13 protein-coding genes are annotated in these 14,625 nt (G+C 38.9%); 10 read left to right on the top strand and 3 right to left on the bottom strand.

Annotation, left to right across the window (positions count from 1 at the left end; all coding sequences use genetic code 11):
• Positions 1–66 precede the first annotated feature (66 nt).
• Entirely contained in the window at positions 67–1,149 is a 1,083-nt protein-coding gene (locus VB694_RS11660; RefSeq protein ID WP_323360482.1) for a ligand-binding sensor domain-containing protein, read from the bottom strand.
• Between the two features lie 736 nt (positions 1,150–1,885).
• Between VB694_RS11660 and VB694_RS11655 the strand changes: the two genes are divergently transcribed.
• From VB694_RS11655 to rppB, 10 genes are all read left to right on the top strand, one after another.
• A complete protein-coding gene (locus VB694_RS11655; RefSeq protein WP_323360481.1) occupies positions 1,886–3,316 on the top strand; it encodes a form I ribulose bisphosphate carboxylase large subunit in 1,431 nt (476 codons plus the stop codon).
• An 85-nt stretch (positions 3,317–3,401) separates the two neighbouring features.
• Positions 3,402–3,809 (top strand): RuBisCO chaperone RbcX, encoded by a 408-nt coding sequence (rcbX, locus tag VB694_RS11650; RefSeq protein WP_323360480.1) that lies wholly within the window; start codon positions 3,402–3,404, stop codon positions 3,807–3,809.
• A 41-nt stretch (positions 3,810–3,850) separates the two neighbouring features.
• Positions 3,851–4,180 (top strand): ribulose bisphosphate carboxylase small subunit, encoded by a 330-nt coding sequence (locus tag VB694_RS11645; RefSeq protein ID WP_323360479.1) that lies wholly within the window; start codon positions 3,851–3,853, stop codon positions 4,178–4,180.
• A gap of 166 nt (positions 4,181–4,346) precedes the next feature.
• Positions 4,347–4,571, top strand: coding sequence for a type II toxin-antitoxin system Phd/YefM family antitoxin (locus tag VB694_RS11640; protein WP_323360478.1), 225 nt, complete (start codon positions 4,347–4,349; stop codon positions 4,569–4,571).
• Between the two features lie 87 nt (positions 4,572–4,658).
• Complete coding sequence (locus VB694_RS11635; RefSeq protein WP_323360477.1) at positions 4,659–4,958, top strand: type II toxin-antitoxin system VapC family toxin; 300 nt, start codon at positions 4,659–4,661, stop codon at positions 4,956–4,958.
• Between the two features lie 402 nt (positions 4,959–5,360).
• Positions 5,361–5,795 carry a DUF1830 domain-containing protein gene (locus VB694_RS11630; RefSeq protein WP_323360476.1) on the top strand — a complete coding sequence of 145 codons (435 nt, stop codon included), beginning with the start codon at positions 5,361–5,363 and terminating at the stop codon, positions 5,793–5,795.
• A gap of 171 nt (positions 5,796–5,966) precedes the next feature.
• Positions 5,967–8,969: a diguanylate cyclase domain-containing protein gene (locus VB694_RS11625; protein ID WP_323360475.1), complete on the top strand. Its 3,003-nt coding sequence runs from the start codon at positions 5,967–5,969 to the stop codon at positions 8,967–8,969.
• Between the two features lie 115 nt (positions 8,970–9,084).
• Positions 9,085–9,546: a DUF4079 domain-containing protein gene (locus VB694_RS11620; RefSeq protein WP_323360474.1), complete on the top strand. Its 462-nt coding sequence runs from the start codon at positions 9,085–9,087 to the stop codon at positions 9,544–9,546.
• A gap of 24 nt (positions 9,547–9,570) precedes the next feature.
• On the top strand, positions 9,571–10,263 hold the full coding sequence (gene rppA, locus VB694_RS11615) for a two-component system response regulator RppA (RefSeq protein WP_323360473.1): 693 nt from the start codon (positions 9,571–9,573) through the stop codon (positions 10,261–10,263).
• 104 nt (positions 10,264–10,367) lie between these two features.
• Positions 10,368–11,699: a two-component system sensor histidine kinase RppB gene (gene rppB / locus VB694_RS11610; RefSeq protein WP_323360472.1), complete on the top strand. Its 1,332-nt coding sequence runs from the start codon at positions 10,368–10,370 to the stop codon at positions 11,697–11,699.
• On the opposite strand, the gene VB694_RS11605 is transcribed toward rppB, so the two are convergent.
• Together VB694_RS11605 and VB694_RS11600 are read right to left on the bottom strand one after the other, a co-directional pair.
• Positions 11,659–12,963, bottom strand: coding sequence for a hypothetical protein (locus VB694_RS11605; RefSeq protein WP_323360471.1), 1,305 nt, complete (start codon positions 12,961–12,963; stop codon positions 11,659–11,661). The two genes, rppB and VB694_RS11605, sit on opposite strands and share 41 nt — an antisense overlap.
• Before the next feature lie 53 nt (positions 12,964–13,016).
• Complete coding sequence (locus VB694_RS11600) at positions 13,017–14,111, bottom strand: PLP-dependent cysteine synthase family protein (RefSeq protein WP_416233480.1); 1,095 nt, start codon at positions 14,109–14,111, stop codon at positions 13,017–13,019.
• Positions 14,112–14,625 lie beyond the last annotated feature (514 nt).

Below are 14,625 nucleotides of genomic sequence, written 5' to 3'. Positions count from 1 at the left end.
GGGAGAATTATCTATCACCTCTTCCCAGTCCCCAGTCCCCAGTCCCCAGTCCCCAGTCCCAAATCCCTACTTCACAGCCCGGCCAAAACCGAAATGAGGCTGTGCTTTATCCATTGTAGGCATTAACCACGCCAGCCCCTCGCTGGTTCCCACCCATAACTTATTACCAAGATCAGGTGCAAGAGTTAGCACCCGACTAGAAGGAAGTCCGGCTACTTGATCCAACAAAGCTCCTGTATCTGGATTCAACCTTAACAACCCATTGCTAGTACCAACCCAAACACTACCATCTTGAGCAAAACGAACTGAAGTGACATTTCTTCCCCGCAGAGGAGTGACAGACCTTAACACAATCCCATTTTTCGGGTTAACTACTAACAATTGATTTGGCATCCCTGCCCAAATTAACCCTTCGGGACTGATAGCTAAAGCTTGCACAGTCGCCCCTGGTAAATTATTTATCCTCTTCATGATCAACGCACTGGCAGTATTCACCCTTACCAGTCCATCTAAAGTCCCTACCCACAGCTGACCATCTGCATCTAAGGTCATGGCATTAGCACTAACACCAGGTAGATTTTTCAAGGTTGTCATAATTAAACCTTGGTCGGGACTAATTAAAGCTAAGCCGCTATCAGTACCCGTCCACAAATAACCCCGTTTATCAACTAACAGGGATAGTACCCGTTTAGAAGGTAGTAATAAATTCTGGGCTGTAATTTCATTAGTACGGGGGTCTACTCTTGTCAAACCCTCATAATTTCCTACCCACAAACGACCGACTTTATCTTGTGCTAAAGCAGTAATGGTAACATTCGGTAAACTGACACGAGCCACAATATTACCCGTATTTGGGTCAATGCGCGACAAACCCCGCCACGATCCGACCCACAGATTACCAGCAAAATCTCCTAGTAAGTTACTAATACGGTAATCAGTTTCTACTTCTCTCTCCAGCACATCCCGGTCATCGGGTAAAGGGTCTACTCGTTTTGGCGGGGGTGCAACTGGGTAAGTAGCTGTGGAATTAGTGGGATTGATATCAGGTTTTTGCTGCGCTCTTACTCGTATTCCTATACTGGGCAGAGTGATCAGCCCCAGCAAGATAGAAAGCATCAATAAACGAGTACGTCTATGAAATAATACCACGGTTTTATATCCTTTCGAGTACCGAAGAATTCAGTAATTCAAAATGCAAAATGAATAAATAGTAGCAACTCTAATTTGAACTGTACTGCTATACAACCAATAATTAAGCTTTGTAAAGCACTCTTAACAAAATGTTTAAAAATTTCTTTAATAAGAAATTCAAATATAAAAGTTAAAAAAATTCAAAGAATAACTTATTCAATTCTTGATATATTGTGAGACAAGTTACAAATTCCGTCCTGTGCAGTTTTTTATCTTTGGCTCACTCTGGAGCTAAACCGCAGTTAGTGAAGTTTCCTATATATCTTTTTACCCAGTCAGGGCAAGATATCAGGAGAAAAAATACGGTATAATAACTAGACAGTTTAAAAACCTAATTTCTCTTGGTTTTAAGGCATAAATTCCAAATCATGCCCGTAAAGCACCGAAGTTTCTCTAAAATTAAGCAGGTTTAGTCAGGTAAGCAGAAAAGATAGAAAAGACTTTGTGTTAGTGGCACGAGGGAAAACTAAAGCACCTGGATGTGCGCCTCTACTATAGAGATGAAAAGGTGAGGTAATTTGCTACCTTTACCAGATGTTCATCGCACAAACAACGCTACCCTCAACCGACCATCGACCCTTAAATATAATTTTTTCTTATATGTGTAATGAGAAAATGAGAAAAATAAAGGGTGATAAAAAGTTGCACATAACGTGATTTGATAGTAAAAAGATTGACTTCTTGGAAGGAAAATATGTCTTACGCGCAAACGAAGACTCAGGCTAAGTCTGGGTATCAAGCTGGGGTTAAAGATTACAGACTAACTTATTACACTCCTGATTACACACCTAAAGATACAGATATTCTTGCAGCATTCCGGATGACTCCTCAGCCTGGAGTTCCACCCGAAGAAGCTGGTGCTGCGGTAGCGGCTGAGTCTTCTACAGGTACTTGGACAACTGTATGGACAGACTTGCTCACCGACCTAGACCGTTACAAAGGTCGTTGCTACGACATCGAACCAGTTGCTGGTGAAGATAACCAATACATCGCTTACGTTGCTTATCCTCTGGACTTGTTTGAGGAAGGTTCCGTAACCAATATGTTGACCTCTATTGTAGGTAACGTATTCGGTTTCAAAGCATTACGCGCATTGCGTTTGGAAGACTTGCGGATTCCTGTTGCTTACCTGAAGACCTTCCAAGGTCCTCCTCACGGTATTCAAGTTGAACGCGACAAGTTGAACAAATACGGTCGTCCTTTGTTGGGTTGTACCATTAAGCCCAAATTAGGTTTGTCTGCTAAGAACTACGGACGCGCTGTATACGAATGTTTGCGCGGTGGTTTGGACTTTACCAAAGATGATGAAAACATCAACTCTGCACCATTCCAAAGATGGCGCGATCGCTTCTTGTTCGTATCTGAAGCTATTGCCAAAGCCCAAGCAGAAACCGGTGAAATCAAAGGTCACTACCTCAACGTTACCGCACCTACCTGTGAACAAATGCTGGAACGTGCTGAGTTCGCTAAAGAACTCAAACAGCCCATCATCATGCACGACTACCTGACCGCAGGTTTCACAGCTAACACCACCTTGGCTCATTGGTGTCGTAAGAACGGTATTTTGCTGCATATTCACCGTGCTATGCACGCCGTAATTGACCGTCAAAAGAACCACGGTATCCACTTCCGTGTATTGGCTAAAACCTTGCGGATGTCTGGTGGAGACCACATTCACACCGGTACAGTTGTGGGTAAATTGGAAGGCGAACGCGGCATCACCATGGGCTTCGTTGACCTACTACGTGAAAACTACGTTGAGCAAGACAAGTCTCGCGGTATCTACTTCACCCAAGATTGGGCTTCTATGCCTGGTGTAATGGCAGTTGCTTCCGGTGGTATCCACGTATGGCATATGCCCGCACTGTTAGAAATCTTTGGTGATGACTCCGTACTACAGTTTGGTGGTGGTACACTTGGTCACCCCTGGGGTAACGCTCCTGGTGCAACCGCTAACCGTGTTGCTCTAGAAGCTTGTGTTCAAGCTCGTAACGAAGGACGTAGCTTGGCTCGTGAAGGTAACGACATTATCCGCGAAGCGGCTAAGTGGTCTCCTGAACTAGCTGTTGCTTGCGAACTGTGGAAAGAAATCAAGTTCGAGTTTGAAGCAATGGATACCGTCTGATCATTTAGGATTTGGGATTTTGGACTTTGGATCAATATAAAAAATCCAAAATCTAAAATCCAAAATCTATGGGGCTGGGTCAAGCATGAATTTAAAGCAAATTGCGAAAGACACAGCCAAAACTCTCCAAAGTTATCTGACTTATCAGGCACTTATGACTGTTTTGGCACAGCTAGGCGAAACTAATCCTCCTTTAGCACATTGGTTACAAAACTTTTCTGCTGGGAAAATCCAGGACGGAGAAGCTTATGTTGAGGAACTGTTTCTGGTCAAGTCAGATTTGGCTTTGCGGATTATGACTGTCAGGGAACACATTGCGGCGGAAGTGACAGATTTCTTACCAGAAATGGTGCGTACTGGCATTCAGCAAGCCAACATGGAACAGCGTCGCCAGCATCTCGAACGCATCACGCAACTAAATTTATCAAATCCCAGCCCAATAACTGAACAGCAGACAGTTTCCGATCCTGATTTGGATAATTTATCCGGTTAGTCGGTCAACGTAGTAGTAAAAACAACCCATTATCAACAGCTATGCAAACTTTACCAAAAGAGCGTCGTTACGAAACTCTCTCTTATCTTCCTCCCCTGTCTGATGCTCAAATTGCCAAGCAAATTCAGTACATTCTGAGTCAAGGCTACATTCCAGCAATTGAGTTCAACGAAACTTCTGAACCAACCGAATTGTTCTGGACAATGTGGAAGCTACCTTTGTTTGGTGCTAAAACCACTCAAGAAGTATTAAGCGAAGTTCAAGGTTGCCGTTCTCAGTTTGGTAACTGCTATGTTCGTGTTGTTGGTTTTGACAACATTAAACAGTGCCAAGTTCTCAGCTTTATCGTTCACAAACCCAGCAGATACTAAATTCTGATTTGGTTTAAATAATTTGTTCTTGGGAGAGGTAGAGTTTTCTATCTCTCTTTTTTTTAGATGCAGATGTACTGATGGGTTTTTTGAAGTTTTTGATCAAGAATAGTAATTATGGGTTGAGTAGCAAGCACAAAGTTAAATAAAGCTAAAGGTGGTAATTATGCAGCAAATTACTCTTGATGAAGCATCTCAACACTTATCTGATTTAATTGAAGCCGCACTTGGTGGTGATGAAATTATCATCATGAAAGATAATCAACCTGTGGTGAAATTAATTCCTGTATTACCTGTTAAACACCGTCGTCAACCTGGTAGTGCAAAGGGACTGGTAACAATGTCTGATGATTTTGACGATCCTCTAGAAGATTTTCAGGAATATATGTGATGATGTTTTTGATGGATACACATACATTTATTTGGTATGTAACAGATAATTCTCGACTTAGTAATCAAGTTTTAGAATTGATTAACGATGAGAATAATAAGATTTTTTTTGAGTATCGCTAGTATTTGGGAAATGGGAATTAAACACGGGTTAGGAAAGCTAACTTTTAATATTCCATTTGAGACGTTTATCACGCAACAAATTACTATTAATGACTTCACAGTGTTAGATATAAAAATCAGTCATATTACTACCATTTCTCAACTTCTTTTACATCACCGTGATCCTTTTGACAGAATGTTAATTGCACAAGCTATGGTGGAAAATATACCTATAATAAGTGCTGATACAATTTTTGATGCCTATTCAATACAGCGTTTGTGGTGAAGACTAACGCAAGACTTTGATATATATATCTTTTTTTAAACCTAGAGAATACAGAGAACGGTATAGTAATTTGATGAATTAAAAAGAGAGGTAGAGTTTTCTATCTCTCTTTTTTTGTTTTATATAGAGAATAGAATATTTAGGGGTTGACAATAGATTGGGAATTTGTTATCATTTAACTGATAAGGAAGAACTATTTTAAAATAATTAAATAATTAGATCCCTGATTTCTTTGTTGAGAAGTCGGGGATGTGTTGTTTTGGCCATAAACAAAACATAACTTTAGATAGAAATAATGCAGAAAATTCCAGTTGGTAGTCGGAGTTACAGCAACTGGGGATCGGGCGATGTTAGTTTTGGTTGTGTAATGTAAAATTGTGGCGTAAAAGCTCCTCAGCAGTTATGGCTCAAATATTAGATTCTCTACCACCGGAGCAATCGGGGAAAATTCTCTGCTGCTACGTCAATGCCACGAGCAAGATACAGGTCGCTCGCATTTCCAATATTCCTAACTGGTACTTTGAAAGGGTTGTGTTTCCTGGACAACGGCTAGTTTTTGAAGCCTCAAAAGAAGCTCAGATGGAGATTCATACGGGAATGATGGCCAGTGCGATTTTATCGGATACCATACCATGCGATCGCCTTGCCATCAGCGAACCCAGTAGTGATGATGGTGATCTAAACTTAGCACCAGAAAAAGAACCGACAAACACCAATGTGATGGTGTCCGAAATTAATACAAAAATTGGAGATACCACAAAACCTTTACAAAATATCACTACCAACATAAAAACCTATCAGTCACAGCATGAGTTTTTGTTGAATCTGGGAGCATGATATTTGGGAAAGTTGGAAATTGGCAAAGTTTCAAAAATTACTGGATTAGTATCCGTTGATTAAAAAAAATAATTTTCACTAATTTAAGCGTTGCTGAACTCAGCAGCCTTTTTTTTAGTTGTTAGTTATGTCAGAGTTTAAATTAGAATCAAGTATCTCGATACTTGTCTTATGACTTATTTCTCTGGCCACTGGTTTACCAGGATTTTCGCTAATGTACAGCTAAAAACCTTGTTGATTGTCCCATTTGTTTTGCAAATAGTGGGAGTTGTAACACTGGTCGGCTATTTGTCCTACCGTAGCGGACAGGAGGCTGTAGAGGAGATGGCAGATCAATTAATCATAGAGGTGGGCGATAGCATTGATCAACATCTAGATAGTTATTTAGGGAAAGCCCAGGAAATCAACCGCATAAATGTAGATGCTTTTGAGTCGGGAATCTTGGACTTAAATGATTTTAATGCTCTGGGAAAATATTTTTATCGTCAGGTGCGATCGCTTAATTTTGCCTACATTAACTTTGGTAGTCAAGAGGGAGGATTTATTGGTGCTGGTTATGGGCTGGGTAATAAGAGCATAGACATTGCAGAAATTCCCAAATCGGATCAAAGCAAATTCCGCTTTTACTCAGTAGATAATCAGGGTAATCGGGTTTCTTTAGTATCTACCTTGAAAAACCCCCAATTTGTTGATTTTGCCTGGTATTTAGAAGCAGTTAAAGCTGGTAAGCCGATCTGGAGTTCCATTTACACTTGGGGTGGCTTACCTAATCGTATTAGTATTTCCGCCAGCACTCCTGTCTATGACAAACAGAAAAAATTGCTTGGTGTACTGAGTATAGATTTAGAACTGAATCAAATCAGTCAATTTCTGAAAACATTACGTAGTGGCAGATCAGGTCATATTTTCATCATCGAGCAATCAGGGCTAATTGTGGCTAGTTCTGGGGATGAATCTCCAGCCCCCATCATCAATGGTAAAGCCCAACGAGTCAAAGCCTTAAATAGTCGTGAACCTGTAATCCGTGAAGTAACACAGGATTTAATAAAACGTTTTGGCAGTTTGCCAGCCATTTCTAATCCTCAAAGTTTCCGCCCGACTTTAGAGCAAAAACCCTTTGTGAGAGTCACGCCTTACCGTGACAATTACGGCTTAAATTGGCTGGTAGTGACAGTAATTCCCGAAACGGAATTTATGTCAAAAATTCAAGCTAATGGCAACAGAACCATCTTACTTTGTAGTTTAGCTTTAATCATTACCATTGGTACAGGTAGCCTCACTGCACACTGGATAGCTAAACCGATTTTGCGATTGAGCCAAGCTAGTCAAAGTTTAGCACAAGGTAAATGGGAAGAACCTTTATCTGAAGATATCAAAATTGCTGAATTAAAGGTTTTAGCAACTTCCTTTAATCAGATGTCTGCTCAAGTTAAAAGAACCTTTCAGGAATCAGAAACCAAATTTTTGACCATTTTTAATACTACTCCTGACCCTGTTTGGATTGCTACATTAGGAGAAGGCAAGTGTTTGAATGTCAATGAAAGTTTCTGCCAGTTTTGGGGAGATACCCCAGAAAATATCATTGGTAAAACCTGTGTGGAATTAGGATTATGGAAAAATATAGAGGATTTGCACTACTTCAGACAAACGCTAGTTAATGAAAGAATTCTCCTGAATTTTAAAGTTGAGATTCGCACTTTTTCCCAACAAATTAAGACCGTTCTCATCTCCGCTAGGATGGAATTTTTGGATGAGCAAGATTGTGTGATTGGCGTGATGAGAGATGTTAGTGTTTTGTCCGATGAGCTTAGATTACGAAAACAAGCTGAAAAACAACTGTTAAAGAGTCAACATTTTATTGAAAGGATTACAGAACTAACGCCAAACCTACTTTATATTTACGACCATATAGAACAGCGTAATGTTTACATGAATCGTTGTGTTGCCAAAATATTAGGCTATTCGGCTGAAGCTGTTCAGGAAATGGGAGCTAACTTGTATCCTACTATCTGTCATCCTGATGATCTGAATTTGGTCTATCAGAAAATGCAAGAGCTTTATAGTCTACAAGATTATGAGTGTGTGGAAATAGAGTACCGCGTTAAGGATGCTCAAGGTCAATGGCGTTGGCTTTATAGTCGAGATATGGTGTTTTCTAGAACTGCGGATGGAAGTGTTAGACAAACTTTAGGAACATCTCAAGATATAACTGATCGCAAACAAGCAGAAGTAGAACTTAGGAAAAGTCGAGATTTTCGAGAAGCTATTTATAACGAATCTACCGATGCCATTTTTCTGGTTGATGTTGCCAATCCGTTAATTATTGATTGTAATCGTCGCGCTGTGGAAATGTTTGAAGTTGCCAATAAAAAAGAATTGATTGGTACTGATGGACAGGATTTCCAAAAACAGCGATTTAGCGATAATGAAATTGAAATGATTGCTGATGATGTAGCTAAGTTAGGTTTTTGGAGTCGAGAAGTAGAATATTTTACTAAAAAAGGCAATAATTTCTGGGGCAATTTGGCGGTAAAACGCATTAATATAGCAGGTCAAGTTATTGATTTGGTCAGGGTTACGAATATCAGCAACCGTAAACAAGTAGAGTTAGCTTTGCAGGAAGCAGAAGCAAACTTGAGAAAAGCAAACCAAGAATTAGAAAAGCTAGTAAATACTGACGGGTTAACACAAATTGCTAATCGTCGTTGTTTTGATCATCGTTTAGAAGAAGAATGGCAAAGACTATACAGAGAACAAAAACCTTTATCTTTACTGTTATTTGATGTTGATTATTTTAAACGATATAACGATTTCTATGGACATCTATTAGGGGATGAATGCCTATTTAAAATTGCTCAAGCTGTACAAGAAGTGACTTGTCGTCATACCCATCTGGTAGCTCGTTATGGTGGAGAAGAGTTTGTGGTGATTTTATCTAATACTGATGTTAAGGGAGCGATCGCTGTAGCTGATAAAATTCACGCTGCTATCAAAAATTTAGCCATTCCTCACCAAGAATCTCTGGTGAATGATACTATCACCATTAGTCTTGGCATTTCTACTATTATACCTACTGCTGAATTATCAATATGTACTTTGATTTCCCAAGCAGATCAAGCCCTATATGGTGCTAAACAAAGAGGTCGCAATCAGTCTGTGATATTCTCAGTTTAGGAGGAAATCAGGGAGCAGGAAGCATGGGTAAAAATTAATTCTTTATCCTACGTCTACTTTCTACTTTCTACAGCACTCCTTTTTAATTTTGACTTTTTCATTTGGATTTTTTATTATGCACCTACCTTCTTTTTTATGGTTATGGAAAATTGCCGCCTGGTCTATGGGTTTGTCAATTTTGGCTTATACTTTTTTAGGTATGACAGGTTTCTGGTTATGGCAAGTGAGAAATACAGGACGTTCTCCCATCGGTGTTGTTTTACCAAGGGTAAATAATATTGTTAAAAAATTTCATTATGCTATTGGTATCACTATGGTTAGTCTAGTTTTGCTACTTTTAGCTGTTGGTATTGTTGGTACTTTAGGACATTTTGGTTCTTTGGGTCATTCTTCACATTTATTTGCTGGTTTAACGGTTGTGATTTTGGTTTTAATATCTGCTTTTAGCGCCACTCAAATCAGTGCTGATAAGTTATGGGCTAGACCTTTACATATTACCTTAAATATGATTTTATTTTTTGGATTTACATGGGTTTCTTTGACTGGTTGGACTGTTGTACAAAAGTATTTACCATAGTTTGGTAATAGGTATTTTTTAATTATGCGTTTGTTATTAGTTGAAGATGAAAAAGATTTAGGTAGTAGTATTCATCATGCTCTTACTAAGCGTGATTATATTGTAGATTGGGTGGAAGATGGAGCTACTGCTTGGGAATATTTGCAAACAATACCCCAAAGATATGAAATTGCTATTTTAGATTGGATGTTACCACAGTTATCAGGTTTGGAAATTTGTCAAAGGTTAAGACAACAAAAAAATCCTTTACCTGTGATGATTTTAACTGCTAGAGATAGTATGATTGATCGGGTTACTGGTTTGGATGCGGGTGCTGATGATTATTTGGTTAAACCTTTTGGGATGGAGGAATTATTAGCAAGAGTGAGAGCTTTACAACGCAGGATTCCTAATTTTCAACCTCCACAGTTACAAGTGGGTGATTTAATGTTAGATTATGGTAATTTTTTGGTGGTGAATTTATCCGCTAACAGTTATTTATCTGTTGTTCTGACTGCTAAGGAATTTCAACTTTTAGAATATTTGATGCAGCATCATCAACAAGTTTTAACTCATGATCAAATTCGCGCTCGACTTTGGGATTTTGCAAGTGATAATGTTAGCAATGTTGTTGCTGCTCAGGTGCGGTTGTTAAGACGTAAGTTGTCTGAATGTGGTTTTTGTAATGTTATTGAAACTATTCGGGGGTTTGGTTATAAATTGATAATTGGTAATTGATAATTGATAATTTTTTAAACGAACCGCAGAGACGCAGAGGACGCAGAGAATTGATTGTTTTAGATATTTTTTGGATATGATAGATTCATAATTTCGATTTTTTTATGAATCATAATTCTCTGTTTCATTATTCTCGGTTTAAGTTAGCTATTACTTATGCAGGGGTGATGGGTGCGACTTTATTAATATGTGGTTATCTCGCTCATATGGTGATGGTTAAAGCTTTTACTCGGACTATTGATCGTGAGTTGGAGGTTTTTGGAAGAATTTTTGAAGATAAGTTAAAACCACGTTTGAAAACTCCTGGTGTTTTACCTGTTAATATTAGTAATTCTTTACCGGAAATTTGTTTTCAAAAACAATCTTGTCCTATTTTTAAATCTGAATCTGCGGTGATGGGTCTTTTGTTAGATGGTCATTATGTGAGATTATTGAATTTAAAGGGTGAATCTATTGCTGGTTTTTATAATTCTCCCGATCAGTTTCCTGATAATTTTGATCTGAATTATTCTTATGATATCACAAATCGTCAGGGTGAGTTATATCATTTACATTTAATGCCTTTAATTATTCATGATAATCAATTATGGGGTTATTTACAAGTGGGAAGATCGGTGCAACGATTAAATCATTATATGAATGGTTTGCATTTATTGTTAATTTTGGGTGTTCCTTTTTCTATGTTTATTATTGGTGGTGCGGGTTGGTGGTTAGCTGGTTTAGCTATGCTTCCTATTGAAAAATCATATCAACAATTACAACAATTTACGGGTGATGCTGCTCATGAGTTACGCACTCCTATTGCTTCTCTACAAACTATTATAGACACAAATTCTATTCCCCAGGAAAGTAAACACGCTCTACAACGACAGGTAAAAAGATTAAGTTGTTTAACTCAAGATTTGTTATTATTATCTAGGTTAGAAAGTGGTTTACAAACAGCAAAATTAGATATAAATTTACAACAAATTTGTTTAAATGATATGTTTGCAGATGTAGAGGAAGAATTATTACCTTTAGCGATGGATGCTGAGGTTTTATTATCTAGTCATATTTCTGAAGATGCTAATTTTTATATTCAAGGTAATGAAGGTCAAATTTATCGCTTATTGTTAAATTTGGTCAGTAATGGAATTAAATACACTCCTGCTGGTGGGGAAGTGAAGATTAATTTATCAGCTAATAATAATTATGCTATGATTACTGTTAAAGATACAGGAATTGGTATTCCTGCTGCTGATATTCCTCACATTTTTGATCGCTTTTATCGTGTCAATGCTGATCGTTCTCGAAATACTGGTGGATCGGGTTTGGGTTTAGCTATTGCTTTGGCCATTACCCAAACTCACAAAGGTAAATTAGAAGTAGAAAGTCAGGTTGATCATGGTTCTAACTTTACGCTGTCTTTACCACTCTTTTCCACAGTAAACAAGTAATTTCCACTATCATTGATGCTATCATAGCTATGGCAGCGGCTATTGCTCCATTCATACCTTTATTAATAGCAAAACTGGCAATTATTAATAAAGTTCCTGTTCCTAACCATGTGGATATATTAACATGACCTGTGCGATTTTCACTGACTAAAAAACCTTGAGTTGCATTTTGCAAGGCGACAAATAATGGTACAATGGCACATATTAAAAGTACAGGTTTGATGCTATTTGCAAGGGTAAGATCATTACCGATAAAACTTTGAACTATGCGATCGCCTACAGGTGTTACACTCATCAATAATAATAATGTGGAACAAACTGCACCCACACTCATAGCAAAAGTCAAAAGTTGGCGATCGCTCACTTGATGGCGATATTTAATCACCATTTGTTGTACCATGCGGGTAGAATTGGCAATTACTAATACCAAACCCCACGCAGCAGACCAAGCAGCAATGGCAATTGTAGCATCTTGAGCGCGGGCAAGAATACTAATTAATATCGCTCTCCCTCCCCAAACTACCATCATTGTATTTGCGAGGGGGAAATAAAATTTCCATACCTGGGGTAAGTTTTGGGGTAAACCGGGTTTAGTTTCTGTTTCTGGGGGTATGGTTGCTCCACTGCGATAAGCAAAAAATGTTACAGCCACTGCTTCAACTATCACCCCACTAATCAGAGCTATTCCTGCTAATACACCCCCAGCTATTTGTATAAAAAAACCACTTGCTAAAACTAACGCCAATGTTAAAAGCCTGAAAATACTAGCTATAGCTAATGCACGGGGTTTACCGTGGTAAATTAATAAACCTTGGAAATAACGCCGCCATGCGATCGCAAACGGCCAACCACAAGCTATTAATAATACTTGACTGACTGTAGCTAACATTGCCGAAGGAATACCCAACAAACTCACACCAACAGAATTAAATATGATAGGTATCCCCAACAAACCTAATAAAAAACTTAGACCTCCACCTGCAAGCAAAGTAAAACGCCATAATGCTTCCCTAGATTTTTGTGAACCTGCCAAAGCATTGGCAGCGTGCAGGATCATAATAATAGGACTTTCAAAAAAGATTGCTAAAGACTTAGCTACACCTATAGCCGCTATATTAACCTGAGCATCAGGAAGATAAGCTAAAGTAGTAGTCATCATCGGATCACCACAGGCCATAGTCACATCACTCAGGGATAAAGGCAAAAATTCCCGCCATAAAGTCCCCAAACTCACATTTTTAGATGTATATTCTTCCAACTTCATCCTCTTACTCTCTGCGCCTCTGCGCCTCTGCGTGAGAAAAAAATACTTTACTGTTAAAAACCGACCTGCGATCTAACAAGATCCACAAGTACAGGATAAAGTCGAGAAATAGCTGTTACCAGATCGTCACGTTGCAAAATATTGATCTTATTTACACTTAACCAATCAGTATTGTAAACTGTTTCTAGATAGCGATCGCCCCGATCAGGATTTAGTAACAACATAGTTTGTGGTTGAGAAAATCTTTGGGTATCAGCTAAAGCAGCGGCCACAATCGCCCCCGTAGAAGCGCCTAAAAGCATACCCTCATATTTAGCCAAAGCATGACAAACGGAAAAAGCCAAAGCATCATTGACGCTATAAGCAGCGTCTAACACCTGGGGGTCAAAATTGGGGGGAACGAAGGACAAACCCAGTCCAGTCATCTTATAGGGGTGTCTGGGAGTACCAAAAATAGCCGATCCAGCCACATCAACACCAATAATTCTGGTTTGGGGATAATATGTTTTAAAGTAGCGACTAATACCCCCTAATTGACCAGCTGTACTCACACCTATAACTATAGCATCAGGCGCACCCCCAAAAGCGTCAACAATTTCCCGCGCTGTCCAGATTTCATGAGCATCAGTATTAAGAGGATTTTTATGTTGGCAGGGATACCAAGCGCCGAGTATATTTGCAGCTAATTCCTGAGCTTTAGTCATTCTTGCTACCTGCATTGAACCTTGAGCATCGGTAGCACTTAAAGGCACTTCAACGAGTTCTGCACCATAAGCGGTAAGCATTCGGCGCATAGTTACAGGTGTTTTTGCATCAATAACAATCATTACCCGATAACCTTTAGTTGCACCGACAATAGCTAAACCAATACCAAAGTTACCAGAGCTAGACTCAACAATTGTACCACCAGGCAGTAATAAACCTTGTTTTTCTGCTTCATTCACCAGATAAGCAGCGTTTTTTTCTTTAATACTTCCACCGGGGTTACAAGATTCTAGTTTTAAATATAGATGATGATGTTGACAATGGGGATGGATTTTATTTAACCGCACAATGGGAACTTTACCCAATGCTTCGGTCACGTTTGCAAACAGCCGGGATGATGGTAAGCTGTTACTTAGGGTTGGTTTTGTAGAGTATGTAAGCATTTCAGGAGCTAAATACTGTTCATCTCTCAATATGTCAACCTTAGATGAAATGAAGATGAAATGGTGATTGGTGATTGGTGATTGGTGATTGGTGATTGGTGATTGGGTAAGAGTAATTTTTACCCGAAAAATCGAACTTCCGAAAATCTGAACTTCCCAAAAACTGCACCTTCAAAAAATCGAACTTCTGAAAATCGCAACTTCCCAAAAACCGAACTTCAAAATCGAACTTCCCAAAAACCGAACTTCTGAAAAACTGCACCTTGCAAAAATCCCAACTTCCGAAAATCGAACTTCCGAAAATCGAACTTCCGAAAATTTGAACTTCCCAAAAACCGCACCTTCCAAAAATCGCAACTTCTGAAAATTTAAACTTCCCAAAATCGCAACTTCCAAAAAATCGCAACTTTGCAAAAACCGAACTTCCCAAAAACTGCACCTTCAAAAAATCGAACTTCTGAAAAATCGAACTTCTGAAAAACCGAACTTCTGAAAAACCGAACTTCTGAAAAAT

Source organism: Anabaena sp. UHCC 0451 (assembly GCF_034931405.1).
Lineage (GTDB): Bacteria > Cyanobacteriota > Cyanobacteriia > Cyanobacteriales > Nostocaceae > RDYJ01.
The sequence above is the reverse complement of the archived record's forward strand: the minus strand, read 5'-3'. Positions and strand labels throughout refer to the sequence as shown.

Excerpts from the sequence above, each read along its gene's own strand:
- VB694_RS11655 (WP_323360481.1), top strand. The coding sequence starts at position 1,886 with ATGTCTTACGCGCAAACGAAGACTCAGGCTAAGTCTGGGTATCAAGCT.
- rcbX (WP_323360480.1), top strand. The coding sequence starts at position 3,402 with ATGAATTTAAAGCAAATTGCGAAAGACACAGCCAAAACTCTCCAAAGT.
- VB694_RS11645 (WP_323360479.1), top strand. The coding sequence starts at position 3,851 with ATGCAAACTTTACCAAAAGAGCGTCGTTACGAAACTCTCTCTTATCTT.
- VB694_RS11640 (WP_323360478.1), top strand. The coding sequence starts at position 4,347 with ATGCAGCAAATTACTCTTGATGAAGCATCTCAACACTTATCTGATTTA.
- VB694_RS11635 (WP_323360477.1), top strand. The coding sequence starts at position 4,659 with ATGAGAATAATAAGATTTTTTTTGAGTATCGCTAGTATTTGGGAAATG.
- VB694_RS11630 (WP_323360476.1), top strand. The coding sequence starts at position 5,361 with ATGGCTCAAATATTAGATTCTCTACCACCGGAGCAATCGGGGAAAATT.
- VB694_RS11625 (WP_323360475.1), top strand. The coding sequence starts at position 5,967 with ATGACTTATTTCTCTGGCCACTGGTTTACCAGGATTTTCGCTAATGTA.
- VB694_RS11620 (WP_323360474.1), top strand. The coding sequence starts at position 9,085 with ATGCACCTACCTTCTTTTTTATGGTTATGGAAAATTGCCGCCTGGTCT.
- rppA (WP_323360473.1), top strand. The coding sequence starts at position 9,571 with ATGCGTTTGTTATTAGTTGAAGATGAAAAAGATTTAGGTAGTAGTATT.
- rppB (WP_323360472.1), top strand. The coding sequence starts at position 10,368 with ATGAATCATAATTCTCTGTTTCATTATTCTCGGTTTAAGTTAGCTATT.
- VB694_RS11605 (WP_323360471.1), bottom strand. The coding sequence starts at position 12,963 with ATGAAGTTGGAAGAATATACATCTAAAAATGTGAGTTTGGGGACTTTA.
- VB694_RS11600 (WP_416233480.1), bottom strand. The coding sequence starts at position 14,111 with ATGCTTACATACTCTACAAAACCAACCCTAAGTAACAGCTTACCATCA.